Origin of the sequence: Pseudoflavonifractor sp. BSD2780061688st1 E11, assembly GCF_005844125.1 — a bacterium.
Taxonomy (GTDB): domain Bacteria; phylum Bacillota; class Clostridia; order Lachnospirales; family Lachnospiraceae; genus Sellimonas; species Sellimonas catena.
This window is the reverse complement of sequence record NZ_SPHM01000015.1, coordinates 52,541-76,708: the sequence shown is the minus strand read 5'-3', so window position 1 is coordinate 76,708 and position 24,168 is coordinate 52,541. Positions and strand designations below refer to the sequence as shown.

The window sequence follows — 24,168 nt, the reverse complement described above, 5'->3', positions numbered from 1 at the left end:
CAGGGTAGCCAAGCCGGGAAGGGATAAACGCTGAAGGCATCTAAGCGTGAAGCCCCCCTCAAGATGAGATATCCCATGCGAAAGCAGTAAGACCCCTTGAAGACGACGAGGTAGATAGGGCAGAGGTGGAAGTGCAGTAATGCATGGAGCTGACTGTTACTAATAGGTCGAGGGCATAACCAAGGAATGGTGGATAGGAAAAAGCAGGATGACAGAAACGTGGACTTATATGTGGTTTTGAAGGTACATGAAGTATCTTGAATATTCCTCCTTAGCTCAGTCGGTAGAGCATGCGGCTGTTAACCGCAGTGTCGTTGGTTCAAGTCCAACAGGGGGAGTTTTCCTTTATAAGGAAAGAATGGCTCCGTGGTCAAGCGGTTAAGACATCGCCCTTTCACGGCGGTAACACGGGTTCGATTCCCGTCGGAGTCATTTAAGTTAATTGTAACTTAAGAATAAAACGCCAACGTGGCTCAATTGGCAGAGCAGCTGATTTGTAATCAGCAGGTTATCGGTTCGAGTCCGATCGTTGGCTTGTTCCTTTAAAGGGGACACTAAAATTGTGGACCTTTAGCTCAGCTGGTTAGAGCAATCGGCTCATAACCGATCGGTCCCGGGTTCGAGTCCCTGAAGGTCCACTTTAATAAAGGTAAACAATATGGCCCGGTGGCTCAGTTGGTTAGAGCGCCGCCCTGTCACGGCGGAGGTCGTGGGTTCGAGTCCCATCCGGGTCGCTTTTTAATTTAAATATTGTTATTTATTTGGGGTCTTAGCTCAGCTGGGAGAGCATCTGCCTTACAAGCAGAGGGTCATAGGTTCGAGCCCTATAGGCCCCATTCACACGTCTGTGTGAAATATGCCACAGTGGCGGAACTGGCAGACGCACAGGACTTAAAATCCTGCGGGACTTATCCTCCCGTACCGGTTCGATTCCGGTCTGTGGCAGGAGGTAAAAGTGAGAGAAACGTTGATTTTATAGCGTTTCTCTTATTTTTTTGCTTCAAAAGCTTGAACACTTCAGAGATGAGGGATTCTTAACACCTTCTTTATTGTATAATCTGAAAAATTAAATTATACTATAAGTATAGTGGATAAAGTGAGTGTTTAGGGGTATCGAAATGGACAAAAAACATAAATTTTTACTTTGTTACTTAATTATTCCTGTATGTTTTTTGATATTAATTATTGTAACTGGTTTGATAAGCGAACATTCTTTGATTGAAATTTATAACGACGGCTTAGGAATTACAGCGTTATATTACCTTTTTCTCAGTTTGTTTATTTACATCCGATGGAACCATTTTTGAATAATTTTTAATTTGTATGTGGAGGAATAGAATGATTCATCTAGAAAAAATAAATGGCGAAAATATCTGGGATATTTTAAAGTTAAATGTCTCAGATAGTCAGAAAAATTATGTTGCCAGCAATGATATTAGTATTATTGAAGCATATATCGCTATTACATCCAACGGATATGCTTTTCCATTTGGAATTTTTGAAGGTAATAATCCAGTCGGCTTTGTGATGATTGGTTATGACAAAGATGACTATTGGAAGGATGCACCTGCCATAGCAGACGGGAACTATAACCTCTGGAGATTGATGATAGATAAGAAATATCAAAATAGGGGATATGGGAAGCAGGCGGTAGAACTTGCTTTAAGATTTATCAGAACATTTCCCTGTGGTAAAGCTGATTTCTGTTGGCTGTCATATGAGTCCAAAAACGCGGTTGCCAAATCATTGTATGCTTCTTTTGGATTTATAGAGACCGGAGAAAAAGACGGAGAAGAACAGATTGCCGTATTAAAACTCTAAGACACCTTCCCATTTATCGTGGCGTTGAACACAGTGAAAAATCCAAAGTTGTGGAGTTCTAAATATGGAAAGGTAGTTGTGATGGATAAATATTTTAAAGCTGAGCAATTCCACAATAGATACATACAATTATATGAGCATTTTGTGGTAGTGACGCTTATAGACGGAACCACTCTTGAAGGTCTGTACAATGATGATTTTTATGAAGACGAGGCAATATTAATAAGTCTTATAAATAGTCCGAATGTAGCAATAGTTAAGATAGATGATATACAGAAAATGGAAGTATCTCCTTTGGACTGAACTTTATGGAGGTAGAGTTCATTATGAAAAAAATAAGTGAATTTTAGATAGTTGAAAAGAAATGCAAAGCAGGGAGAAAAATTCATGGAAGTATTTTTGAGTATATTAGTAGTATTGATTTTTTATCTTATACTGGTCACATTAATTTCATTGATACGGGCACTTTTTAGTATAAGAAAAGGGAAAAAATATGCTAAGGAAACCTTCCTGTTATTGACCGGAGTAATTACTGTTTTCTTTCTGAAAAGAGAGAGTAAATAGTCAACAGAAAAAATCCAGTTTATATAACGAGTATTTGAACGCTGCAGATATTCTTATTCGATTGTCATGGTAATCAGAATATTATCCAGATTTACTTCCTCTTCATCGTAAGGAGTATTCAGACTCAGATCGCGTGAATACGATATACCGCTGTCATTGGTGACAGGATAGAGGCGGTAGTATTGCTCTTCATCGGTATCTTCGATTTCAAATGTCTGAAAGCCGTTTAAAGTGCCCTGAAATCCATTAATTGCAAATTCATAACTGTTGATGTCTTCTGTATAGAAAGTTTCAATATCATTTTCTTCTGCGACATAATTATCTTCGACAATTGCGGTGATCCTGTTTTCACTGCCCTCCAACCGGATATCTGCATAGTGCCCCTTCTCAGGAGAACATAAGAATTCGGTGAGCTTCTCACAGGTGTGCTGCTCCGTATTGGTATGGTAGATATTGAAAACAACCTCCTCATAATCAATGTTGCTCAGATCATAGCCCAGATTTCCATGGTATTCAAGCTTCCTGGAAGAACATCCTGACGGGGAAAAAAGCAGTATTAAAACCAGAGCTGTTATAATCCCATGCTTTGTCCTTCTTTTCATAGATTTCCCTCCTGTTCTGTATTATAAAAGCGGAAAATCAATCATTGTTATTTAATTTTAGTATACTACAAAAAATTTTTTTGTATAGTATTAAGGAAAATCTTAGAAATGTTTTAAATTTTATCCATAAAAAGGTCATAATCATTTGCTATACTTCGTATTGTAAAAAGTAGTTCATAAATATGTAGATGGCAGAGTATTGATAAGGAGGTATTTTTTTGTTAGTTGGTTTTTTAAAAACAGGAAAAGATGGAAATGTCTGTATATTATCAGCTCTGAACGGTGAGGGAAGAAGCATTATCAAACCGGGACAGTATCTATATATTAATGTTGCAAGAGGCTGGATTCCGGTTGAGCTGAAATATTCAGACAGAGAAAAACAGTTCTATTTTGAACATCTGCCAAACCTTCCGGTAAATGGAAGGATGGCTTTGGTAAAATAAGAAAAATGAATAAGATTCTTGTATGAAATCAGCAAGTCATGATACAATAAAGTGTAAGACAATGCTGGTTTTGAAAGGATAGCCACAAAAGCTAAGAACAGACAGCCGGCTGAAACAACAGCCGGCTGTTGTGCTGATTGTCTTTGCAAAGAAGCGCAGTAAGAGTTCATGCACACACCCTCTGAAGGAGAAAATACAGATTTAATCAACATAGCAGGGGTCAGGCAGAAGAAAGGGCAGGGGAATTGTGGAAGAGAAAAAAAAGAAAAGAATCTTATCTCCGGATGATATAAAGGAAGAAGAGGCGAGACTTCTGGAAGATGTCGAAGATGAGGAGACACAGGAAACCGAGGCAGAAACAGTGGACTCTAAAATGTACGGAGACAGTGCAGGAGATTCGATCCGAATGTATCTGAATGAGATCAACAGGATCCCGCTATTGACTCCGGATGAAGAGCAGGAGCTTGCAAGACAGATTGCCGAGGGTGATCTTGAGGCGAAGAAAAAGATGGAAGAGGCAAATCTTCGCCTTGTGGTTTCGATTGCCAAAAAGTATGTGGGACACGGGCTTCAGCTGATGGATTTGATTCAGGAAGGAAATATCGGGCTGATGAGAGCGGTGGAGAAGTTTGATTATCAGAAAGGCTACCGTTTTTCAACGTATGCCTCCTGGTGGATCAAACAGTCCATGATTCGGGCGATTGCGGATCAGTCCAGAACGATTCGTGTGCCGGTACATATGTCTGAAAATATTACAAAAGTCAGGAGAGCTTCCAAGGAGCTTATGACGGAGCTTGGAAGAGAAGCCACACCAGCCGAGATAGCGGCAAAGCTCGGCGACAAGACGGAAGAAGAGGTACGAGATATTCTGGCATATGCCAGAACTCCGGTTTCATTGGAAACGCCGGTAGGAGAAGAAGAGGACAGCAGTCTTGAGAATTTTATCGAAGACAGCAATGCACAGCAGCCTGAGACTGCGGCAATTTCTACGATAGTAGGTGAAGAAATTGAAGAGCTGTTGAAGATTCTGCCGGAACGTGAGCAGGAGGTTATCCGTATGCGTTTTGGCATGAATGGTGAACGTGTCTATACATTGGAGGAAGTTGGACAGAAAATGCATCTGACAAGAGAGAGAATCCGTCAGATAGAAAGTAAAGCACTCAGAAGACTGAGGCAAAGAATGAGAGAGAAAGGACAAAATGAATATTTTGAATAAATATTTACTGTAACCAGGTGAGAAACAATGAAGAATGACTTGTTAACAATTGGCGGGCTGACAGTGCACGGTTATGGACTGATGATAGGAATTGGATTTATTGCGGCTTATCTGATGACAGAGTTCCGGGCCAGAAAATATCGAATGAATACGGATATCGTATTTACACTTTTTATAAGCTCGGTAGTTTTTGGGCTGCTTGGAGCAAAAGTACTATATTATCTGACAATTCTGGATCGGGTTATCAAAGATCCGGGTGTAATCTTAGATGAAATGGAAGGCTTTGTGGTCTACGGAGGAATTATTGGAGGAGTTCTGGCAGGATATGTAGTCTGCAGAATCAAAAAAGAAAAATTCTGGCAGTATTTTGATCTGATTGCGCCGGCAATCGCTCTGGCCCAGGGATTTGGAAGGATTGGATGTCTGCTTGCGGGGTGCTGTTATGGAAAAGAGACGGATTCACCGCTTTCCATTACATTCCACACATCCGATTTTGCACCAAATGATGTGGCGCTGATACCGACGCAGATTTATTCCAGTATTCTGGATTTCCTGAATTGTATTGTGCTTTGTCTGATTGCAAGGTATGCGAAGAAAGAAAGAACAGTTTCAGGATGTTACCTTATTTTCTACAGTACAGGACGCTTTATTCTGGAGTTTTTCCGGGGAGACCTGGAGAGAGGAAGCGTTGGAGTGCTTTCCACATCGCAGTTTATCTCTATTTTCATTTTTGTGATCGGTGCGGCGATACTGTTTACCGGAAAGAAAAAAGCATTAGTAATGAAATAGTAGTTTTTTGTTTCGGAACAGGCAGCAGTCAAAGGAGTAACAATTACAAACGGCAGTAAGGTAGAGCCGCTTGTATTGCTGAAACATTTTGGACCGAACTGTCCGGATGTTCCGCAGATGACAGAAGAATAAAGAACAGCCCAGAATACCGGAAATCTGTATTCTGGGCTTTCTTGATCTATGGTAACCGATGGGAAAGAACAGAGAAAGGAAGGAGACAGACGGATGAAATATTTGGTAGGAATCGATAATGGCGGGACATTTTCCAAGACAGCCTTGTTTGATGAGAAGGGAAAGCAGCTTGCGTCAGCAACTGTTCCGACACAGACACTGACGCCGAAACCGGGATATGCGCAACGGGATATGAATGAGCTTTGGAAAGTAAATGCGAAATCAATCAAAAGGGCGATAGAGGAAAGTGGAGTGGATCCGGAAAAGATCGCCGGAGTATCATTTTCCGGACACGGGAAAGGGCTGTATCTGGTCGGAGCAGACCGGACTTCCGGCTGGAATTCCGGTGGCAGCGGGCATGTTTGACGTCAATGCCTGCGGCATTGCATCCGGACTCTGCAGTGAAAAGGAGCTTTGCATGATTGCGGGAACATGGAGCATCAATGAATTTATCCGTAGGGAGCCGGTCACGAATGGCACGGTATCTTTGAATTCCATGTTTTGCATTCCTGGATATTTTCTGGTGGAAGAAAGCAGTCCGACATCCGCGGGAAATATGGAGTGGTTTATACAGAACCTGATGAATTATGAAAAGAGAGAGGCAGAAGAAAAACAGGGATCGGTTTACGATGTGACGAACGACTGGGTCGCTTCCATTGAACCGTGGGACTGCAATGTGATTTTTCTTCCGTTCCTGAATGGATCCAATGTTAATCCGCTGGCCAGGGGATCCTTCGTAGGACTGACAGCATATCATACGAAGAAACATATGCTTCGGGCTGTCTATGAGGGAATTGTCTTTTCGCACGCATTACATGTAAAGAAACTTTTGAAAAACAGGGAGTGCCCGAAAACGATCCGGCTTTCCGGAGGGGCGGCAAAATCGGATGTCTGGGTTCAGATGTTTGCCGATGTGCTTCAGATACCGATTGATGTGATCGAGGACAAAGAACTTGGAGCCCAGGGGGCAGGACCGTGAAGAAGTTTTCGGAGGAAAAATGTAAAGAAATAGAGGGAAAATTCAGTAAAAAAGATTAAAAAAATCTGAGTTTTGTGGTAGAATAAAAAGCATAACATAAGAGAGGAGAGCTTAGAAGATGGCAGATAAAAGTTTAAATTTCTTAGTATGTTGTGCAAATGGGGCAGGTTCTAGTTTGATGGCTCAGATGGCACTGGAAAAGGTATTAAAGAAACATGGAATTGAGCCGGGAAAAGTACATCATTGCCCGATTTCAGAAGGCAGAGAGACTGCTCCGCAGTATGATGTGGTGATCTGTGCTCAGCACTTTGCAGATATGTTTACGGAAGCAGAAAAGCAGGGAGCAAAACTCATTGCCCTGCAGAACGTAATATCTGCGTCTGAGATTGAGGCGAAACTGAAAGAAGCAGGAATTCTTGAATAAGGATATTTAGGAGAGGATGCCGGAAGGAAGAACATTATATTTATAAAAGGAGAGTAGCGGTATGGAGAAATATGCAGGAAAATCTATCTTTCGAAAGGTAGCCATCGGCAAAGTGTTTTTCTATGAGAAAAATACGGCAGTGGTAAAGAGGACGAAAATCGATGATCCAAAAGCGGAGCTGGAGCGTTTCGAACAGGCTAAAGAAACCGCAAAAGCGCAGCTTCAGGGCCTGTACGAAAAAGCGCTGCATGAGGTCGGTGATTCAGGCGCGGCAATTTTTGAAGTACACATGATGATGATCGATGATCTGGATTATAACGGATCCATCCAGAATATGATTGAATCACAAAGTGTTAATGCGGAATACGCAGTGGCAATGACAGGAGATAACTTCTCCACAATGTTTGCAGAGATGGATGACGATTATATGAAAGCCCGTGCGGCCGACGTAAAAGATATTTCCGAGCGTCTGGTTTCTGTATTATCCGGATATGACAATGATATGGGGAATCTGGAAGAGCCTGTGATTCTTGTGGCAGACGATCTTGCACCAAGTGAAACTGTTCAGATGGATAAGTCCAAACTTCTCGCATTTGTAACTGAGCATGGATCATCCAACTCCCATACGGCGATTCTGGCAAGAACAATGAATATTCCGGCAATTATCGGTATCCCGATAAAGAAAGAGTGGCATGGCCATATGGCAATTGTGGACGGATATGCGGGATGCGTTATCATTGATCCTGATGAAGAGGAAATTGCAAAAGCCAAAAAAGCGGTGGTTGAAGAAGAAGAAAAACAGAAACTTCTCAAGACATTAAAAGGACAGAAGACGATTACAAAAGATGGAAAAGAAATTCATCTGTATGCAAACATCGGAAGTGTAGCGGATACAGCATCTGTTCTGATGAACGACGCGGAAGGAATCGGTCTGTTCAGAAGTGAATTCCTCTATCTGGAATCCGACACATATCCGACAGAGACAGAGCAGTTTAATGCATACAAGACTGTTGCGGAAAACATGGCCGGAAAGAAAGTGATTATCCGGACACTGGATATCGGTGCTGACAAACAGGTGGATTATTTTGAACTGGATAAAGAGGAAAATCCGGCTCTCGGATACCGCGCAATCCGTATCTGTCTGACGAGAGAAGAAGTATTTAAAACACAGCTCAGAGCACTGTTGCGGGCGAGCGCATATGGAAATATTTCCATCATGTTCCCGATGATTATTTCTGTTGATGAAGTAAGGAAGATTAGACAGATTCTGGAAGAAGTAAAAGAAGAACTTCGAGAGTCCGGAATTCCATTCAAAGATGTTGAAATCGGTGTCATGATCGAGACACCTGCGGCTGTCATGATCAGTGAACAGCTTGCCCAGGAGGTTGATTTCTTCAGTATTGGAACAAACGACCTGACCCAGTATACACTGGCAATCGACCGTCAGAATCCAAAACTGGATGAGTTCTATGATGCACATCATCCGGCAGTGCTTCGCATGATTCAGATGACAATCGAGAATGGACACAAAGGAGGCGCGTGGGTCGGCATCTGCGGCGAGCTTGGAGCAGATCTGGAACTGACAGAGACATTCCTCAGAATGGGAGTGGACGAGCTTTCCGTTTCCCCGACATTTGTACTTCCGGTAAGAAACAGAGTAAGAGAGCTGGATCTTTCAGCAGAATAAAAAACGTATAAAAGGCAGCAGCCATCCGGAAATGGAAGGCTGCTGTCTTTATTTGCTCATATGGCGTTTCTCTTTCAGATAAATCAGGGCTGCTTTCATCTGCTCCTCGCTGAGGGAAAGTTTTCCTTTTACCGTACTGACAAGATGTTCCTCTTTCAATTTCTGGATGGTACGGTTAAGTGTTTTGACGGAGATACCGATCTCCTCATAGAGCTGCTGCCGTGTCTTTGGAATCATGCCGGAAGATTTATGTTCTTCAGCAAGATATTTGACAAGATAATCAAGGAGAAGATACTGTGGAGGATAAAAGAGTTTGCTGCCCCGGTTATAAGAGGAGCGGTACAGTTTGTAGGCGACTTTTCTGGAAACAAGACGGAGAAAATGAATGTCATTTTCGATCCAGTCTTCAAAATCTTTTCTGGAAAAATAAAGGACGGTACATTCGGTCAATGTTTCAATCGTCACGGAAGTGCGTTCTTTTTCAGCAAGGATGGTGACTTCCCCTACAAAATCGATGGGATCGTTCCGCTCGATCATGTAGACGTTGCCGTTTTCAAATTCGTTAATTACACGGTGGGAGCCTTCACAGACAATTCCGAAGTATTCCAGTGGTTCATCTTTCTGATGGATAATTGTTCCCGGCGGATAGGTATGTATCCAATAACGCTCGTTTAGTTTGTCAGGCATGTATTTCAGATAATCATTCAGTTCCGGTACACGGACACGCAGTTCTTCCAGCGTCATGTTTCTACCTCTTTCAACTTTTTTTTACAGTATACTACAAAAAAATCTCCAAAACATCCCATTTGTCCTTTTTTTAGAAAAAAAGTCTGTGCTAATATGTCCGGGTAGAAAAAAAGAGGAGGAATGAGAGAGATGAAAAAAGAAGCTTTTCAATATCCGTCACTAAAAGCGAGAATGAAAAACGAGTATCGTATCATTCTTGCGGCATTTGTATTTATTTTAATTGCTGATTCAATCGGGCAGATTGAAATCCCGCTTGGACCGGGAAAACTGATTTTATTTCCGATTTTTTATGCCCTGATTCTGGGAGTCCTGTCAGGACCGGAAGTTCTGAAGTTCTTCAGGAAAAAAGAGGTCAAGGCGGCATCTAAGCTTGTGATCGTGGCGATCTGCCCGTTTATTGCAAAGCTTGGAATTAATGCGGGAGCAAGTATTGAAGTGGTGCTTTCCGCTGGACCGGCCCTGCTCTTACAGGAGATCGGAAACCTGGGAACCATTTTCCTTGCCCTTCCGTTTGCATTGATGCTTGGCCTGAAAAGAGAAGCGATCGGAGCAACACATTCTATCAACAGGGAATCAAACCTCGCACTGATTACCGATATTTTCGGACCGGACTCACCGGAGGCGAGAGGAAGTCTTTCCATCTATGTGGTAGGAGGTATGGTAGGTACGATCTATTTTGGATTTCTCACTACCATGACAGCGGCAGCAGGAATTTTCCATCCATACGCCCTTGGAATGGCATCCGGAGTCGGAGCCGGAATTCTGATGGCAAGTGCGACGGCGAGTATCACGGCTATTTATCCGGATATGGCGGCAGAACTTTCTGCTCTTGCAAGTACAAGTGAGACACTGTCCGGCCTGACGGGAATCTATGTTGCTATTTTTATCGGAATCCCGCTCTGCCAGAAACTGTATACCTGGCTGGAGCCGAAATTTGCAAAACTCAGGCACGAGCCGAGTGAAGTGTTGACACGAAAAGCGGAAGAAAAATTGGAGGAAGCGTAGATGAGATATATCGAATGGATTGTCATGTTTGTAGTCGCAGGCCTTGGAATCGGCCTTGCAAATTTTGTGGGATTTGATGTGAACTTTATGGATTCGCTGCCGGGAATTCTGATTCTTCTTGGAATCTCTCTCGTGGCTGTTCTGGTAAGCAAAATTGTGCCGTTAAAGCTTCCGATTATTGCCTACTGCTCGATTATCGGACTTCTGGTTGCGTGTCCGATCTGCCCGGTGAGAGAGGGAGTCATTGAGGCGGTCAACAAAATCAATTTCACGGCACCGCTTACTATGGTTGGAGCTTTTGCAGGGATCTCGATCAGCGATCAGATCAAATCGTTTCTGAAACAGGGATGGAAAATGATTATTGTTGGAATCCTTGTTATGACGGGAACATTTTTTGGTTCTGCGCTGATTGCTCAGGTCGTTCTGTCACTTACGAATGCAATCTGACAGGAGGAGAAAAATTATGAAAAAGGAAAAGATCGATCTTCTTCTTACGAATGTGGATTTTCTGGATGAGAACTGGGAGATGGTCTATGGAAAGGAGATCGCCGTCAAGGACGGTGTGATCACAGATATCCGGGAGCAGGGAACGTCCGGGGAACACTATGAGTCAGAAGAAACAGTAGACTGCCGTGGAAAGGTGTTTCTGCCGGGGCTGATTGATGCACATATGCATACCGGACAGCAGCTTTTGAGAGGACGTGTACTGGATGAAATGCCGATGATCTGGAAACGGATCATGCTGCCGTTTGAAAGTACACTGAATGAGGAAAAGATGCGGCTGAGCGCATCGCTTGCCGCGCTGGATATGATTAGAAGTGGGACATGCGGATTTATCGACGCGGGAAGCTACTATATGGAAGCGGCAGCGGAGGTCTATGAGAAGAGCGGGCTTCGCGGAGCGCTGTCAATGTCGACGATGGATGAAGACGGACTTCCGGAATCGATTGCCATGACGGCGGAAGAAGCGGTTCAAAGAACGGATGACCTTTATGAGCGTTTTCATGGAAAGGGCAATCTGAAAGTTTTCTATTCTCTCCGTTCTCTCATTTCCTGTTCGGAAGAGCTGATTGAGATGGCGGCTGAGCGGGCAAAAGAAAAGAAGACAACGATTCAGGCACATATGAACGAATATCCGGGGGAAATCAATCCGTACCTTTCCAGGTATCAGAAACGGCCTTATGAATTCCTGGAAGAGAAAGGCGTGCTGGGACCGTGGTTCCTGGGGGCGCACAGTCTGCTTCTGTCGGAAGAGGAAAAGGAACTGATTCGGGAGAGAGGTGTCAGAATCTGTCACTGCCCGTTCAGTAATTGTGGGAAAGCGGTTCCGGATACTCCGTCACTTTTGAAAAGGGGTATCCCGGTAGGACTTGGAACCGACGGGGCGGCTCATGGAGGTCTGAGCATCTGGAATGAAATGAAAATCTTCCGGTCTGTGATGAATGTGACGCACGGGGCGCCTCTTGCAGAACCTGCAGTCATGCCTGCAAAGAAGATTCTGGATATAGCGGTAAAAGGAGGCGCAGCCTGCCTTGGAGAAGAACCGGCTACAATTGCTGTTGGAAAACGGGCGGATCTGATCGGAATTGATATGGATGCACCGCACCTCTGGATTCATGGGAAAATCTCCAATACACTGCTGGAAAGTGTTGGGGCAGGAGATGTGAAAGACATGATTGTTGGCGGAAGATTTCTGATGAGAAACCGTGAGATTCTTACTTTGGATGAAGAAAAAATACGAAGCGGGGCACTTGCTTTTGAAAAAGGAGAATCAAGATGGAGTATCTGATTATTGTCATTGCGAACATTCTGATCGGAGGCATGATCGGGCTGACAGGGATTGCGGGATTCCTGCTTCCGATGCTGTATTCCGGATTTCTGGGAATGTCGACCATGCAGGGACTTGCGCTTAGCTTTTTTGCCTTTCTGATTTCGGGAGTGCTGGGGGCGTACAATTATTACCGGGCGAAAAATCTGGATCTGAAACTGGCGGTCTGGATCAGTATTGGAAGCTTCATCGGCGCCATCGGGGGAGTAAGACTCAACCTTCTGATTGAAGAAGGGATGGTAAAGAAAATTCTGTATCTTGTGGTACTGCTCTCCGGACTTTCCATTCTGCTCAGGAAAGAGCCGGGGGAGGAGAAAGAAAAAGACCAGACAGAACAGAAGATTCCTCCTGTGTTCTGGCTGATCTTTGGAGCGGTGACCGGCCTGATCTGTGCCCTTTCCGGGGCAGGGGGACCGATCCTTGTCATGCCGCTTCTTGTTGTGTTGAAAGTTCCGGTCAGAACAGCGGTCGGCATTGCGCTGTTTGACTCGATTTTTATTGCGATTCCGTCCAGCATCGGCTATGCGATGGGATGCCGTATGCAGGATTTGATCCTGCTGCTTCCATTGAGCCTGATCAGCCACGGAATCGGTGTATGGGCCGGCAGCAGAAATTCCGAGCTGATCCGGCCGGACATACTGAAAAAAGGGGTGGCAGTCTTTTCTGTACTGCTTGCTATTTTTAAACTGATCACCGGTTAGCGGGATTCACCCCGGTAACGGTTCAGGCAGGCATGGATTTCCTGAAGTCTTGGAATGGCATAGCCGCCTGGAATATAAGAATTTCTGAAGAACCCGGAATAGCCGTTCTGTTTTAATTCCTGATAAAGCAGATCTGCGATTTCCGGGATTGTCTTTTTCCCGTCTGAATAGTGATCTTTTGCATATCCAAGGAGCAGGGCAAGGGAAGCAGTCTGCTCGGAATCTTTGATCTGTTCTACATACCGTAGATCGACTTCCTCTTTCCCGATGGAAAATACATCTTTGGAACGCTGACGGATTTTTCCATCCCGCCGGTCTGCCTGTTTTTTGGAAGGCCGGGCGAAGATCCGCTTTGCCGAAGGCATCCGGAACGGAGCCGGTGAGGACGGAGAGAGCGGATAATCTTTGCAGAGTGTTTTGACTTTTTCGGTAATATCTACCGGGTGATAACAGTCCATCTGGATAACTGTATCGGCAATGTGGAAGAAGGCGCCGGAACTTCCGGCCACAAGGATGGTGGAGATACCGGCCTTTTCATAAAGATCCCGAGCACGCTCCAGAAACGGTGTGATCGGTTCCTTTTCCCGGCTGATCACCTGCTGCATAAACGTATCCCGTACCATGAAGTTGGTGGCGGATGTATCTTCATCGATCAGGAAAAGACGGCTTTCGGCCTCAATGCTCTCCACAGTCCCGGCCGCCTGGGAAGTACTGCCGCTTGCGTCCAAAGTAGAGAACGAAGTAGTGTCCCGGCCGTTTGGCAGGTCGTTGATAAACAGGGAAATATCTACGTTTTTGATGATCCGCCCGTCTTCGGAACGGAGTTTTACCGCACTTTCATCAGTGATGACATATTCCCGGCCATCCCCCGCGATATGCGGGTAGACTCCGGTTTCAAGCGCCTTTAAAAGCGTGGACTTTCCGTGATAGCCACCGCCCACAATGAGCGTGATCCCGCGTGGAATCCCCATGCCGGAGAGACTTCCCCTGTGAGGAAGATGTAAGGTAACCCGAAGGGATTCCGGGGAAGAAAAGGCAACCCCGTCTTTCATCGGAAGATCGGAAACGCCGCTCTGGCGCGGCAGAATGGATCCGTCTGCCACAAAAGCGGCAAGACCAAGACGCTTGATTTCTTTTCGGATAAACGTCTGATCTTCCGCAAGCTCAAAGGTTTCGGTCAGTTTCTTCTTATCGCAGGTCCGGTAAAGACATCCACGTTCTACACAGGACGGGAGAAAATCAAACAGGATCTTCTCAAGTTCGGTGGCATTGATGGTACGGCCGTTTGCCGGAAAGCCGATGTGGAAACGTAAAATCAGTGTACTGTCTTTGGAAGAGCAGATTTCACATGCGGTCCGGGCAAGAATTTCCTGTCCGCAGCTGCTCACGGAGAGAAGTCCGCTCTTTCCGGAGCCCTTTGCCTGGAAACTGAACTTCCGGATCTGGGAAGCAAACCGTCTCAGGAGATGGTCTTCAAAGGCGGTTTTAGTTTCCGGTGTCTGGTACAGATCCTTTGGAAACCGATGGACGGCAAAAGGAATCCGGATGGTCACATGGGAAGGGGAAGCGAACGGATCCCCCTGCACATGATCGATGCTGAGGGTGTACTCGCCAAAGTCGTAGACTCCCTTCAAGGATTTATAGGCCGGATAACTTTTCCGGTGTATGGATAAAAGCTGTTTTTTTAAATCAGATGCATGGTTCATAAATTCAAACTCCTTTCCGTTTGATTATAGCAAAAAAAAGGGGAATGTGGCATAATAAATACAGGGTGCCTTTTGGAAAAGAAATGGAAGAGGCACCGCCATGGAGACAAAACAGGACAAAAGACGAGAAAGGAGTCTGTGGAATGTTGATCAGAAAGCATGTATATTTTTACGGTAGGGTACAGGGAGTTGGATTTCGCTGGCGGGCAATGCAGGCAGCAAAGGATCTGCATCTGACCGGCTGGGTGAGGAACATGTACAACGGCAATGTGGAAATGGAAGTGCAGGGAAACGGAGTCATGATTGAGCGTCTGTTTCAGGAACTGAATTCCGACAGATTTATCCGGATAGAAAAGACAGAGATTCTCCAGATCCCGACCGTGGAGGGAGAAAGTGAATTCTCTGTACGGGGATAAGATATGAGAAAGCGTTATACGACCAGCCGGTTGATTTTTCGTATGGCCGATCCTGCATTTGCCCGGATGACTGCGGAATTTTTTTCGGAGAACCGGGAGCTTTTCGAAAAGTGCGAGGAAAGACGGACGGAGGAATTTTTTCTTCCGGAGTTTCAGGAGATCTGGCTGGATATTCAAAGAGAAAAAGCAAAAAAAGGAGAATGGTATTCCTTTTACCTTTTTGAAAAGGGGAAACCCCACAAGGTGGTCGGGACATTGAGCCTCAGCCAGATCCAGTACGGAAGTCTCTGTTCAGGTGTAATCGGCTATCGAATTGACCGGTTACGTCAGGGAGAAGGATTTGGAACCGAGGCTGTCCGGGAAGGGACAAGGATCGGGTTTGAGGAGCTTCATCTTCACAGGATGGAGGCTGATGTGATGCCGGAAAACATTGCTTCCCTGCGGGTACTGGAAAAATGCGGCTATGAAAAAGAAGGGTATTTCCGGGAATATTTAAAGATTAACGGGGAGTGGGAAGACCATATTCACATGGCTGCCATACGTACGGAAGAAAGAACAAAAAAACAGGAAATTGCTGTTGTAAATCAAAGTAAGATTGCTATAATATAGAAGTAAATGTCAGACGAAATAAGAGAGGAAAAACATATGGGGAAACAAGGAATTGTAAAAGAAGGGCTGCTGATAACATTTGCGATGCTGATTGTTTCGGCAGGTGTATACTTTTTTATGGTGCCGAGCAAGATCGTTGTGGGAAGTGTATCCGGTCTGGCGATGGTACTCGCTGAGCTTCTGCATATGCAGATGTCTACAATTACCTTTATTTTGAACGTGGTACTGCTGATTGCAGGATTTATCTTTATCGGAAAAGAATTTGGAGCAAAGACGATTTATACCTCGCTTCTTCTTCCGGTATTTTTATGGGTATTTGAGCAGATTGTTCCGGTGACGGAATCCCTTACAGGCAACAGCGTATATGATCTGGTAGCATATATTCTGATTATCGCACTTGGACAGGCAATTTTGTTCAATGCAAATGCCTCATCAGGCGGACTGGATGTCGTTGCCAAGATTATCAGCAAGTACACACATGCGGAGATTGGAAAGGCGGTGACGGTCAGCGGGCTGGTTACTGCATTTACATCCATTTTTGTGTATGATGTGGGAACACTGATTGTCAGCATACTGGGTACTTATGCCAACGGAATCGCGGTGGATTACTTTATTGATGGATTCAATAAGAGGAAGAAGATCTGTATTCTCTCTGATGAATATGAGGAAATACAAAGATACATCATGCAGGAATTGAAGCGCGGCGTAACCATTTATAAAGCGCGCGGCGGCTATGACGGGCAGGAGAAGACAGAACTTGTCACGATTATGACGCCAAATGAATATAAGCAGCTGTTAAATTATCTACACAAGTCGGAATTTCAGGCATTTATGACAGTATATAATGTCAGCCAGGTAATCGGCAAATGGAATATCAATGGAGATAAAAAGAAAAAGCAGAATAAAGAGAAAGGAAGAGTGAAACATGCATTGTACTAGAAAAGTAACAGATGGAATTCATTGGGTAGGAGCAAATGACAGAAGGATCGCCAAGTTTGAAAATATGTTCCCGGTTCCAAGAGGAGTTTCCTATAATTCTTATGTGATTCTGGATGAGAAAACAGCACTGATGGATACGGCAGACAGCTCAGTTGCAGAGAGATTTATGGAAAATGTGGAAGCGGTTCTGGATGGACGGACACTCGATTATCTTGTTGTTCAGCACATGGAACCGGATCACTGTGCAAATATTGCGGCAATCATTGAGAAATATCCGGAAGTTACTGTTGTCGGAAATGCAAAAACCATGCAGATGATCGGACAGTTTTACTCCGGAACAAAGGCAGAAAACACCCTCCTCGTAAAAGAAGGAGACAAGCTGTCTTTAGGAGAGCATGAGCTGAATTTTGTGACTGCACCGATGGTACACTGGCCGGAAGTTATGGTTACATACGAATCAAAGGAGAAAATTCTGTTCTCTGCAGATGCGTTTGGAACATTCGGTGCATTAAATGGAACACTCTTTGATGATGAGATCTTCTTTGACGCCGTCTGGATGGAGGATGCAAGGAGATATTATACAAATATTGTCGGTAAATACGGCCCGCAGGTACAGGCACTCCTGAAAAAGGCAGCCGGACTTGATATCGCCATGATCTGTCCGCTTCACGGACCAGTATGGAGAAATGATCTGGAACTTCTCTTAGAGAAATACGACCAGTGGAGCAGATATGAAGCAGAAGAAGACGGCGTCCTCATTGTTTACGGATCCATGTATGGAAATACAGAAAACGCGGCAGAAGTTCTGGCAGCAGAGATTGCGGAGCAGGGAATGAAAAACATCAAGATGTACGATGCTTCCGTGACGGACTGCTCTTATCTGATCGCAGAAGCATTCCGGTACAACCGAATCGTTGTGGCAGCCCCGACTTACAATGCAGGTCTGTTCGCGCCGATAGAGCATTTTCTCAATGACATGAAAGCACTCAATGTACAGAATAAGAAAATTGCCCTTCTGGAAAACGGCACCTGGGCTCCAATGGCAGGCAAACACATGAGAGCTATCGTTGAGTCTATGAAAAACATGGAAATCGTAGAGCCTGTAATCAGCATCAAATCCGCACTTCAGCCGGCGCAGATGGAGGATGTCAGAACGTTTGTAGGAGAACTTCTGAAATAGAAACAGAAGCGAAGATAAAACATAGATAAAAATAAGACTGAAATGTAAAAAAAGTGTTGACAAATACGAAAACATCGTGTAGAATTATTTTTGTTGCTGAGGACAACAGATAACCAAAGCAACAAAGACAATTCTACATTGTGTGGGTTTAGCTCAGCTGGATAGAGCGTTTGGCTACGGACCAAAAGGTCGGGGGTTCGAATCCTCTAACCCACGTATAAAAGAGTTCTGATTAATCAGAACTCTTTTTTTCATTGTAAAACATTGGGGACGTGTTCCGATGCACAGGTACACGACGTAAATGAGCAAAAAATGCTCGAAACCCGCGTAAAATAAGGCAAAAACGGGATTGTCAAATTTTTTTCATCGGGGACAGGTTCCGAAACGCCGGAACACGTCCCCAAAATATTATTTTTTGCACATTCGGATCATCTGCCAGCTGTGTTTTGGGAAGAGGGCGGTGAGTTTTCCGGAATCGAGTGCTGCGTTTTGGCCGGAGACTGGTGTAACTTCCAGAGGGTGATCTTCTGTGTTGACTGCTTTTAAATTTTCGTGTGTGAGAATCTTGTGGTCAACGATCCGGTATTCAGTAAACTGGCGCAGATCACAGGAAATTTCGAGATCTTCTTCCAGGCTTTTGTTCACTGCAAAGAGTGTAAGTTCGTCGTTTTCCTGATTCCATATGAGTACAGAATCCAGGTAAGAAGCATCGCCATATGTTCTGCTTTCATATACAGGGGCTTCCACAATGGTATTCATGACTGTACCACGGCCGTATCGGCTTGTGTAGAAAAATGGATAGAAAATGGTTTGTCTCCATGCACCGGTATCAGATGTCATGATTGGGGAGATGACATTAACCAACTGGGCCAGACAGGCAATTTTTACACGATCTGCGTGGCGGAGTAAAGTAATAAGCATGCTTCCAACGAGCAATGCGTCTTCAAAATTGTAAATATCCTCCAGCTGATGCGGGGCTTTGCTCCATTTTGGAAGTTTTGCGTCGGCGTCATTGGAGTGGTACCAGACATTCCACTCGTCAAAGGAAAGATTGATCTGTTTATTCGTTCGCTTTTTGGCTTTGACGCAGTCGCAAATTGAGATTACAGATGAAATAAATTGATCCATGCCTACGCTGCTGGCGAGGAAATCTGCAGCGTCTCCATTTGCGTTCCCATAATATTGATGCAGGGACAGATAATCTACCTGATCATAGCACAGATCCAGCACGGTTTCTTCCCAGGAGCCAAAGGTCGGCATTTCAAGATTGGAACTTCCGCAGGCAACGGTTTCAATAGAAGGATCCAGCATTTTCATCATTCGTCCGGTTTCTTCGGCGGTACGTCCATATTCCACAGCTGTCTTGTGACCGATCTGCCATGGCCCGTCCATTTCATTTCCCAGACACCAGAGTTTGATCCGATGAGGTTTTTCATACCCATGCTTTTTCCGCAGATCGCTGAAGTATGTACCGCCTTCAAAATTACAATATTCCAGAAGATTTTTGGCATCTTCAGGACCTCTTGTTCCCAGATTGACTGCCATCATAACTTCCGTATCCGCTTTCTGTGCCCAGGTCACGAATTCATTTAGTCCAAACGCATTTGTCTCGATGACCTGCCATGCCGGATCCGGCCGGGCTGGACGCAGATCCTTCGGACCTACACCGTCTTCCCAGTGATAACCGGATACAAAATTTCCGCCAGGATACCGCACGACAGGAACCTGAAGTTCACGAACCAGTTCCAACACATCGGTACGCATTCCGTCTGTATCTGCAAAAGGACTCCCGGGCTGATAGATTCCCTCATATACAGCACGTCCAAGATGCTCAATAAAAGATCCAAAGATCCGTTTGTCGACGTCCCCAATAAGAAAATGCCTGTCCACAATAATTTCTGCTTTTTTCATTTAAAATCCTCCTTGCTCTTTTCGCGTGATACAATCGTCATGCTTACTTTACTTTTAATGATACTTTTTATGAATGGCTTAAAAATTAAAACTATAGAATATTCTAAAGACAGTATATCATAGAAACACATAGATCAGTACAGATTTCAATTCACAGGTACACGACGTAAATGGACAAAAAACGCCGGAACCCCGCTAAAAATAAGGCGGAAAAGGAATTGTCAGATTTTTTTCATCGGGGACGGGTTCCGAAACACCGGAACACGTCCCCGATGATATATAATTATTCATACTTTTTAAAAATGTGATTGTATATGAGTGAGGTGAGCAGGGCGGACAGGGAAAATCCGCAGAACATTCCGATCAGTGTGAACAGTCCCAGTATTTGAGGAAAGTGAAGAAGCAGGTAAAGTATCGTGCCGTAATACAGGAACAGCAGCAGTGTCCAGGGTAAGTGGGCGATGCTGAGAAGGAGAGCATTCTGTAATGCTTTTGTTGTCGGGCTGTTAAAGTAGGATACAACCGGGAATAAATAGAGGAAAATGGCGCATAGAATCAGGGTGATCAGTATCAGGAGGATGCGCAATATGGAAAAATCGGAGCCTTGTGCATTTAATATCCGGTAGTCGTATCCAAGGAAGCAGATCATAATAAGGCAGAAGATCCAAAGGATTGTGCTCTGCCTGAAATTGGAGCGGAAAGCCTCAAAAAAGCCTTTGATGATGTATGGTTCTTTTTTTCTCACTATTTTCAGCGTGACTGTATAAAGGGAACTGATGGATGTTCCGATTGTAAAAACCGGTATACAGCTGATGATAAAAACAATATTCAGCACAACAAGATCAAAGAGTTTTCCGAGCGTCTGCATTACGATATTATCCATATTAAACAGTCGATTCATAGATTTACCTCTCTTTCCGATATAAACTGCCCGGGGACATCAGTCGCCCCGGGTATATAAATGGGTTTTACGGTAGGTGCTGGGTGAAACCCCGGTCATTTTCTTGAATACAATAGAAAAGTACTGTGAGGTATCGAACCCGGTAACAGCTGCGATATTCTGTATTGATTCGGATGTTGATGACAGAAGCTGTTTGGCGTTCTTTATTCGTTCCTGGGAAACATACTCGGACAGGCTGATTCCTGTGAGCTGCTTGAACAGTCGCGAAATGTAGGTCTCATTATAATTTACAACCCGCGAGATTGTGGCAAGATTGATGGTTTCGCTCAGGTGCTGACCGATGTAAAGTTTGATTTTTTGAATCAGCAGATTGTTTTTATCGGTTTTTTTGGAATCCTGTATCTCGAACAGGTGATGTGACAGCGAGCCAATGTAATGAAATGCTTCTTTCCATGAGGAAAAGTCATAAATGTAGTACAGTTGGTAAAGCGCAATTTTAGAAGCAAGGTGTTCCTGAAGCTGATACAGGTCAATGTAGTTTAAAAGCAGCAGGGCGATGGACATATAAATTTTGATCGCCCGAATATCATGCATGCTCCGGATGGTCGTGCATTCTTCTTCGAGTTTCTTCAAAACAGCGGCATAGTCTGTTTCGCTTCCCTGATATAAGGAAAATGTCAGTTCCTGAAGAAGACGATCGATTTCGGTCCGTTCAATATAGTCCCCGGAATGCAGGAATAATGAGGAAGGCTCATCATCCAGAATGTTGACCGAGGAATAGATCAAAGGAGCCTTGGTGATAAAAGAGTCCGCATACTGCTGCAACGTGTAAAAGTTTTTGTATATGTTTTCCCAGTCTGAGGCGGCAGGATAAAGCACAACTGTCACATGGCGGTGCAGGGTATCCGTACAATAATCACTGAAATCATTTGCCAGAGACTCCAGCAGGTCGAATTCGGAAGCAAGGGACGGGTCAAAAGAGGGCTGAAACAGCCACAGCAAGGTACCCTGTTCCAGATCCAACATGGAATAGTGGAATTTATTGACGCACAGCCGGTCCATGAGCTGCAGATATTCCAGCGTTGTCCTGGAATGAATCCGGTATTTTTCCTGAAATGTACGATGATGGATCTGGGTGTACATCAGGAAAACGGGCGAGTTCAGATCAAGTGGAAATTCTGAGAAACTGATCTGAAGAGACTGGATAATTTTATCAATACTTCCACCTGAAAAAATCTCTTTTAAAATGGTTTGCTGCAGCAGATGGGAGAGAAGCATGGACTTCTGACTTGCTGTAGACAACAGATGAAGTTTGGCGGCTTCCGACTGAATTTCCCGGATTGCAGAAAATACTTCATCCAAAATGACCTCATCACTTTCCGTTTTCAGGAGATAGCGGGAGTGGTCAAGCTTGTCAGCAGCATAAATGTGTTCAAAATTATCAAATGCCGTAAGAAAAATGAAACGGCAGTCGGGATAATATCCGGCGATGCCGGAGGCGGTATCAATGCCGGATAATCCGGGCATGTGAATATCCAGCAGCGCCAGATCAATTTTCATGGTCTTTGCAAGATCCATCGCTTCGATTCCCGAGTAACATTTATAAACTTCAAGATCCTCGCCCGCATGTTCTAAAATCAGTGCGGCGAGATAATTTACAATATAGTGTTCATCATCAACGATCAGCAGTTTCATTTGTAAGATCCCCCTTTATTTTTTTGTCCAGTGTAATGGAAACTTTCAGCCCGCCGAGTGAAGAACGCGACACGTGAAGAGAATCATGGGTATTGGAGAAAATGATCAGCCGGCGCTGAATGTTCAGGATACCGGACATTTCAAGATCAGAACCGGGTTCTCTGACTTTCATCAGATTTTGTGTAAGCTGCCGGAGCTTCTGGTCCGTAAGCTCTTCACCGTTGTCCTCAATATCAATTCTCAGCAGATCTCCGGATGGATAAAAGCAGACCTGGCAGATTCCGTCTTTGATTTTATTTGCAAGCCCATAATTAAACGCGTTTTCCAGAATCGGCTGTAATATCAGTTTCGGAACAACGATGGACTCAAAGCCGTCAGGGAGCTGTTCAAAGTCAATCCGTATACGTCCGGTAAAACGGAGTCCCTGTATATATGCATAATTTTTTGCGTGTTCGTATTCTTCAGCGAGTGTCACATGATCCATACTGTTTCTGGTAAGATAACGGAAATAAAGACCGAGCGCATTCGCAATATTCTGTGCATCTTCGATATTCTCTGTCTGGATCATCCGTTGAAGCATAAAAAAACTATTATAGAGAAAGTGCGGATTTATCTGAGCCTGGAGCTGTTTCAGTTCTGCTTTTTGCAGAAGAAGTTTCTGGGTATAGTCTTTCTCAATGAGTTGATTTAGTTTTTTAGTCATTTCATTGAAAGCATGATACAGATAGGCAAAGTCCGGACTGTTCATATTGTCAATCTGCACTTTGAAATTTCCTTTCTCGACTTCGCGGAACGCATTGATCAGCTGGACAAGCGGTCTGTGGACAAGGCGGTAGATTTCCACGAAGAAGACGATGCATGCGATTGAGATCAACAACAGGAAAACAAGGTGCAGCAAAGGGGTAATACTTGTAGCATTTAAAATGTCCGCCGTTGGAATCAGCCGGATATATTGAAATGAGATATCCGGCATTTCGTAAACAAATGCATAGTAATCTATACCGTCAAGCGTGATGACTTCACAGGGAAAAGTGCTGTCCGATTCAGTCGATCTTTCCTGCATGTCCTGCAATTCCTCTTCCATATCTTTGCCCATATCAGTTAAAGAAAATTGTGTCCCGATCGTAAAAAGGTAATATTCATTTTCATAGGAACTGTTATTTTCCATATAAGACTGCAGATCGCTTACGGAAAGTACGAAAATGAGTCCGTAGGAGGCGTTTGAAAATGGCATCAGGCAGCAGGCAAGTTCTTCCTGCCCGGTGAGCGGATTTTGATAATAGTGAAAGGCACCTGTTTCCTGAGAAATCTTTTTCAGAGTTTCGCATTCTTCTTCTGTGATAGAGGTAAAACTTCCAAGCTGATATCCGTCGGAGTTGTACATGACTCCTAGATTTTCAAAAAAGATATGGGCGGACTGACAGAATGGAAGCGACAATGCAATTGCGGAAAGTTCTTCTCTCAGCAGATTGATCTGAGTTGACCTTCCGTAAGTGGACAGACCGGAAAAACCGTTTGAAAATGTCTGGAGGTTGGACTGCCGGACGAGAGTAAAACCGGATCCGTAAATGGTATAAAGAGAATTATTCAGGTGCGAAATATAGGTTGTGTTATTGGAATCTATGGAAGAAAGCACCTGTTGTCTCAGAATCTGATTGCTGTATCGGAGTGTAAAGAACCATACAATGATCAATGGAAAAACTAGACATAAAAACAGAATCACAATTTTTTTCAGTAATGTATTTTTTCGTTTCATTTGGTCTTCTCCTTTGATGCTTTCTTATTAAAGATAGTATATCATGAAAAGGAAGCGATTCAATTTGGAAAAGTTATA

24 protein-coding genes, 8 tRNA genes and 1 rRNA gene are annotated in these 24,168 nt (G+C 44.1%); 26 read left to right on the top strand and 7 right to left on the bottom strand.

Annotated features, from left to right (window positions below; translation table 11 throughout):
• The 10 genes from FGQ85_RS08850 to FGQ85_RS08800 all read left to right on the top strand — a co-directional run.
• Positions 1-183, top strand: a 23S ribosomal RNA gene (locus FGQ85_RS08850); the annotation flags it as partial.
• Positions 184-265: 82 nt separating this feature from the next.
• A tRNA-Asn gene (locus FGQ85_RS08845) sits at positions 266-338 on the top strand.
• A gap of 22 nt (positions 339-360) precedes the next feature.
• Positions 361-432: transfer RNA gene (locus FGQ85_RS08840), tRNA-Glu, on the top strand.
• Positions 433-462: 30 nt separating this feature from the next.
• Positions 463-535, top strand: a tRNA-Thr gene (locus FGQ85_RS08835).
• 29 nt (positions 536-564) lie between these two features.
• A tRNA-Ile gene (locus tag FGQ85_RS08830) sits at positions 565-638 on the top strand.
• 22 nt (positions 639-660) lie between these two features.
• Positions 661-734 (top strand) — tRNA-Asp (locus tag FGQ85_RS08825).
• A gap of 29 nt (positions 735-763) precedes the next feature.
• Positions 764-836 (top strand) — tRNA-Val (locus FGQ85_RS08820).
• A gap of 22 nt (positions 837-858) precedes the next feature.
• Positions 859-945, top strand: a tRNA-Leu gene (locus FGQ85_RS08815).
• Positions 946-1,338: 393 nt separating this feature from the next.
• A complete protein-coding gene (locus tag FGQ85_RS08805; RefSeq protein WP_087168170.1) occupies positions 1,339-1,821 on the top strand; it encodes a GNAT family N-acetyltransferase in 483 nt (160 codons plus the stop codon).
• Between the two features lie 33 nt (positions 1,822-1,854).
• Complete coding sequence (locus tag FGQ85_RS08800) at positions 1,855-2,124, top strand: hypothetical protein (RefSeq protein WP_138373253.1); 270 nt, start codon at positions 1,855-1,857, stop codon at positions 2,122-2,124.
• Between the two features lie 314 nt (positions 2,125-2,438).
• Here the strand turns inward: FGQ85_RS08800 and FGQ85_RS08795 are convergent, their stop codons facing one another.
• Entirely contained in the window at positions 2,439-2,987 is a 549-nt protein-coding gene (locus FGQ85_RS08795; protein ID WP_087252406.1) for a hypothetical protein, read from the bottom strand.
• A gap of 218 nt (positions 2,988-3,205) precedes the next feature.
• Here FGQ85_RS08795 and FGQ85_RS08790 point away from each other — a divergent pair, with 218 nt between their 5' ends.
• The 7 genes from FGQ85_RS08790 to ptsP all read left to right on the top strand — a co-directional run bounded on the left by FGQ85_RS08790 (position 3,206) and on the right by ptsP (position 8,696).
• Positions 3,206-3,430 (top strand): hypothetical protein, encoded by a 225-nt coding sequence (locus tag FGQ85_RS08790; protein ID WP_087168167.1) that lies wholly within the window; start codon positions 3,206-3,208, stop codon positions 3,428-3,430.
• A 247-nt stretch (positions 3,431-3,677) separates the two neighbouring features.
• Complete coding sequence (locus FGQ85_RS08785) at positions 3,678-4,646, top strand: sigma-70 family RNA polymerase sigma factor (RefSeq protein ID WP_275532796.1); 969 nt, start codon at positions 3,678-3,680, stop codon at positions 4,644-4,646.
• Positions 4,647-4,673: 27 nt separating this feature from the next.
• A complete protein-coding gene (gene lgt, locus FGQ85_RS08780; protein ID WP_087168165.1) occupies positions 4,674-5,435 on the top strand; it encodes a prolipoprotein diacylglyceryl transferase in 762 nt (253 codons plus the stop codon).
• 225 nt (positions 5,436-5,660) lie between these two features.
• On the top strand, positions 5,661-5,972 hold the full coding sequence (locus FGQ85_RS18815; RefSeq protein ID WP_243128522.1) for an FGGY family carbohydrate kinase: 312 nt from the start codon (positions 5,661-5,663) through the stop codon (positions 5,970-5,972).
• Positions 5,965-6,585, top strand: a complete 621-nt coding sequence (locus tag FGQ85_RS08775) for an FGGY-family carbohydrate kinase (RefSeq protein WP_243128521.1) — start codon at positions 5,965-5,967, stop codon at positions 6,583-6,585. Before FGQ85_RS18815 ends, FGQ85_RS08775 begins: the two co-directional genes overlap by 8 nt.
• Before the next feature lie 118 nt (positions 6,586-6,703).
• Positions 6,704-7,009, top strand: coding sequence for a PTS sugar transporter subunit IIB (locus FGQ85_RS08770; RefSeq protein ID WP_087168164.1), 306 nt, complete (start codon positions 6,704-6,706; stop codon positions 7,007-7,009).
• A gap of 61 nt (positions 7,010-7,070) precedes the next feature.
• A complete protein-coding gene (gene ptsP / locus FGQ85_RS08765) occupies positions 7,071-8,696 on the top strand; it encodes a phosphoenolpyruvate--protein phosphotransferase (protein ID WP_087168163.1) in 1,626 nt (541 codons plus the stop codon).
• A 48-nt stretch (positions 8,697-8,744) separates the two neighbouring features.
• On the opposite strand, the gene FGQ85_RS08760 is transcribed toward ptsP, so the two are convergent.
• Positions 8,745-9,440 (bottom strand): Crp/Fnr family transcriptional regulator, encoded by a 696-nt coding sequence (locus FGQ85_RS08760; RefSeq protein ID WP_087168162.1) that lies wholly within the window; start codon positions 9,438-9,440, stop codon positions 8,745-8,747.
• 132 nt (positions 9,441-9,572) lie between these two features.
• Here FGQ85_RS08760 and FGQ85_RS08755 point away from each other — a divergent pair, with 132 nt between their 5' ends.
• The 4 genes from FGQ85_RS08755 to FGQ85_RS08740 are packed head-to-tail and all read left to right on the top strand — an operon-like array spanning position 9,573 to position 12,977.
• Positions 9,573-10,448 (top strand): DUF3100 domain-containing protein, encoded by an 876-nt coding sequence (locus FGQ85_RS08755; RefSeq protein ID WP_138373252.1) that lies wholly within the window; start codon positions 9,573-9,575, stop codon positions 10,446-10,448.
• Positions 10,449-10,895 carry a hypothetical protein gene (locus FGQ85_RS08750; RefSeq protein WP_087168160.1) on the top strand — a complete coding sequence of 149 codons (447 nt, stop codon included), beginning with the start codon at positions 10,449-10,451 and terminating at the stop codon, positions 10,893-10,895.
• 16 nt (positions 10,896-10,911) lie between these two features.
• Positions 10,912-12,237 carry an amidohydrolase family protein gene (locus tag FGQ85_RS08745; protein WP_243128520.1) on the top strand — a complete coding sequence of 442 codons (1,326 nt, stop codon included), beginning with the start codon at positions 10,912-10,914 and terminating at the stop codon, positions 12,235-12,237.
• Positions 12,225-12,977 (top strand): sulfite exporter TauE/SafE family protein, encoded by a 753-nt coding sequence (locus FGQ85_RS08740; protein ID WP_087168158.1) that lies wholly within the window; start codon positions 12,225-12,227, stop codon positions 12,975-12,977. Before FGQ85_RS08745 ends, FGQ85_RS08740 begins: the two co-directional genes overlap by 13 nt.
• Here the strand turns inward: FGQ85_RS08740 and FGQ85_RS08735 are convergent.
• The gene (locus FGQ85_RS08735; RefSeq protein WP_138373251.1) at positions 12,974-14,683 is read right to left on the bottom strand and encodes an ABC-ATPase domain-containing protein; all 1,710 of its coding nucleotides are present in this window, start codon (positions 14,681-14,683) and stop codon (positions 12,974-12,976) included. The two genes, FGQ85_RS08740 and FGQ85_RS08735, sit on opposite strands and share 4 nt — an antisense overlap.
• A 143-nt stretch (positions 14,684-14,826) precedes the next feature.
• Here FGQ85_RS08735 and FGQ85_RS08730 point away from each other — a divergent pair, with 143 nt between their 5' ends.
• The 5 genes from FGQ85_RS08730 to FGQ85_RS08710 all read left to right on the top strand — a co-directional run bounded on the left by FGQ85_RS08730 (position 14,827) and on the right by FGQ85_RS08710 (position 18,043).
• On the top strand, positions 14,827-15,099 hold the full coding sequence (locus FGQ85_RS08730) for an acylphosphatase (protein WP_087168156.1): 273 nt from the start codon (positions 14,827-14,829) through the stop codon (positions 15,097-15,099).
• 3 nt (positions 15,100-15,102) lie between these two features.
• Positions 15,103-15,708, top strand: a complete 606-nt coding sequence (locus tag FGQ85_RS08725; RefSeq protein WP_138373250.1) for a GNAT family protein — start codon at positions 15,103-15,105, stop codon at positions 15,706-15,708.
• 36 nt (positions 15,709-15,744) lie between these two features.
• On the top strand, positions 15,745-16,647 hold the full coding sequence (locus FGQ85_RS08720) for a YitT family protein (protein ID WP_138373249.1): 903 nt from the start codon (positions 15,745-15,747) through the stop codon (positions 16,645-16,647).
• Positions 16,634-17,827: an FprA family A-type flavoprotein gene (locus FGQ85_RS08715; protein WP_138373248.1), complete on the top strand. Its 1,194-nt coding sequence runs from the start codon at positions 16,634-16,636 to the stop codon at positions 17,825-17,827. Before FGQ85_RS08720 ends, FGQ85_RS08715 begins: the two co-directional genes overlap by 14 nt.
• 142 nt (positions 17,828-17,969) lie before the next feature.
• Positions 17,970-18,043: transfer RNA gene (locus tag FGQ85_RS08710), tRNA-Arg, on the top strand.
• Positions 18,044-18,235: 192 nt separating this feature from the next.
• Here FGQ85_RS08710 and FGQ85_RS08705 read toward each other — a convergent pair.
• From FGQ85_RS08705 to FGQ85_RS08690, 4 genes are all read right to left on the bottom strand, one after another.
• Complete coding sequence (locus FGQ85_RS08705) at positions 18,236-19,738, bottom strand: alpha-N-arabinofuranosidase (protein WP_138373247.1); 1,503 nt, start codon at positions 19,736-19,738, stop codon at positions 18,236-18,238.
• Between the two features lie 283 nt (positions 19,739-20,021).
• Entirely contained in the window at positions 20,022-20,639 is a 618-nt protein-coding gene (locus FGQ85_RS08700) for a YesL family protein (RefSeq protein ID WP_138373246.1), read from the bottom strand.
• A gap of 39 nt (positions 20,640-20,678) precedes the next feature.
• Positions 20,679-22,334, bottom strand: coding sequence for a helix-turn-helix domain-containing protein (locus FGQ85_RS08695; RefSeq protein ID WP_138373245.1), 1,656 nt, complete (start codon positions 22,332-22,334; stop codon positions 20,679-20,681).
• A complete protein-coding gene (locus tag FGQ85_RS08690) occupies positions 22,315-24,090 on the bottom strand; it encodes a histidine kinase (protein ID WP_138373244.1) in 1,776 nt (591 codons plus the stop codon). The genes FGQ85_RS08695 and FGQ85_RS08690 overlap by 20 nt, the downstream gene beginning before the upstream one ends.
• Positions 24,091-24,168 lie beyond the last annotated feature (78 nt).

What these genes read in the sequence shown, in the direction of transcription:
- FGQ85_RS08805 (WP_087168170.1), top strand. Translation starts at nt 1,339, where the DNA reads ATGATTCATCTAGAAAAAATAAATGGCGAAAATATCTGGGATATTTTA.
- FGQ85_RS08795 (WP_087252406.1), bottom strand. Translation starts at nt 2,987, where the DNA reads ATGAAAAGAAGGACAAAGCATGGGATTATAACAGCTCTGGTTTTAATA.
- lgt (WP_087168165.1), top strand. Translation starts at nt 4,674, where the DNA reads ATGAAGAATGACTTGTTAACAATTGGCGGGCTGACAGTGCACGGTTAT.
- FGQ85_RS18815 (WP_243128522.1), top strand. Translation starts at nt 5,661, where the DNA reads ATGAAATATTTGGTAGGAATCGATAATGGCGGGACATTTTCCAAGACA.
- FGQ85_RS08775 (WP_243128521.1), top strand. Translation starts at nt 5,965, where the DNA reads ATGTTTGACGTCAATGCCTGCGGCATTGCATCCGGACTCTGCAGTGAA.
- FGQ85_RS08770 (WP_087168164.1), top strand. Translation starts at nt 6,704, where the DNA reads ATGGCAGATAAAAGTTTAAATTTCTTAGTATGTTGTGCAAATGGGGCA.
- ptsP (WP_087168163.1), top strand. Translation starts at nt 7,071, where the DNA reads ATGGAGAAATATGCAGGAAAATCTATCTTTCGAAAGGTAGCCATCGGC.
- FGQ85_RS08760 (WP_087168162.1), bottom strand. Translation starts at nt 9,440, where the DNA reads ATGACGCTGGAAGAACTGCGTGTCCGTGTACCGGAACTGAATGATTAT.
- FGQ85_RS08755 (WP_138373252.1), top strand. Translation starts at nt 9,573, where the DNA reads ATGAAAAAAGAAGCTTTTCAATATCCGTCACTAAAAGCGAGAATGAAA.
- FGQ85_RS08750 (WP_087168160.1), top strand. Translation starts at nt 10,449, where the DNA reads ATGAGATATATCGAATGGATTGTCATGTTTGTAGTCGCAGGCCTTGGA.
- FGQ85_RS08745 (WP_243128520.1), top strand. Translation starts at nt 10,912, where the DNA reads ATGAAAAAGGAAAAGATCGATCTTCTTCTTACGAATGTGGATTTTCTG.
- FGQ85_RS08740 (WP_087168158.1), top strand. Translation starts at nt 12,225, where the DNA reads ATGGAGTATCTGATTATTGTCATTGCGAACATTCTGATCGGAGGCATG.
- FGQ85_RS08735 (WP_138373251.1), bottom strand. Translation starts at nt 14,683, where the DNA reads ATGAACCATGCATCTGATTTAAAAAAACAGCTTTTATCCATACACCGG.
- FGQ85_RS08730 (WP_087168156.1), top strand. Translation starts at nt 14,827, where the DNA reads ATGTTGATCAGAAAGCATGTATATTTTTACGGTAGGGTACAGGGAGTT.
- FGQ85_RS08725 (WP_138373250.1), top strand. Translation starts at nt 15,103, where the DNA reads ATGAGAAAGCGTTATACGACCAGCCGGTTGATTTTTCGTATGGCCGAT.
- FGQ85_RS08720 (WP_138373249.1), top strand. Translation starts at nt 15,745, where the DNA reads ATGGGGAAACAAGGAATTGTAAAAGAAGGGCTGCTGATAACATTTGCG.
- FGQ85_RS08715 (WP_138373248.1), top strand. Translation starts at nt 16,634, where the DNA reads ATGCATTGTACTAGAAAAGTAACAGATGGAATTCATTGGGTAGGAGCA.
- FGQ85_RS08705 (WP_138373247.1), bottom strand. Translation starts at nt 19,738, where the DNA reads ATGAAAAAAGCAGAAATTATTGTGGACAGGCATTTTCTTATTGGGGAC.
- FGQ85_RS08700 (WP_138373246.1), bottom strand. Translation starts at nt 20,639, where the DNA reads ATGAATCGACTGTTTAATATGGATAATATCGTAATGCAGACGCTCGGA.
- FGQ85_RS08695 (WP_138373245.1), bottom strand. Translation starts at nt 22,334, where the DNA reads ATGAAACTGCTGATCGTTGATGATGAACACTATATTGTAAATTATCTC.
- FGQ85_RS08690 (WP_138373244.1), bottom strand. Translation starts at nt 24,090, where the DNA reads ATGAAACGAAAAAATACATTACTGAAAAAAATTGTGATTCTGTTTTTA.